The sequence below is a fragment of the Neisseria sp. HMSC070F02 genome (assembly GCF_001814225.1).
Classification (GTDB): Bacteria; Pseudomonadota; Gammaproteobacteria; order Burkholderiales; family Neisseriaceae; genus Neisseria; species Neisseria meningitidis.
Genome location: NZ_KV815474.1, coordinates 1 through 247, shown reverse-complemented (window position 1 = coordinate 247; position 247 = coordinate 1). Strand labels below are relative to the sequence as shown.

Here is a 247-nt window from a genome sequence, read left to right as displayed (position 1 = left end):
TGCAATTGCCTAAAAGTATTCATTCGGTGGTGGAGACTGTGATTGAGGAATAAGCATAATTAGCTTAATGAATAGAATCAGCGATATAGATTGGACTGCAAATCCACGCTTATACGCTGTGCCATGATTAACAGGAAGAGAGCAACTTGGATGGGCTAGTAGGGATGGTAAGCATTTAAATATATCAATTGATGGAAAGATTACACACAAATGACTAGGGCGTGTCCCTAATTTGAATAAGCCCAAA

The 247-nt window shown here is 38.9% G+C and carries 1 pseudogene; it reads left to right on the top strand.

The annotated features are described in order from the left end of the window. Positions 1–130: 130 nt before the first annotated feature. Positions 131–214, top strand: a pseudogene (locus HMPREF2959_RS13540) (polymorphic toxin type 17 domain-containing protein); the annotation flags it as partial. Between the last annotated feature and the right edge of the window lie 33 nt (positions 215–247).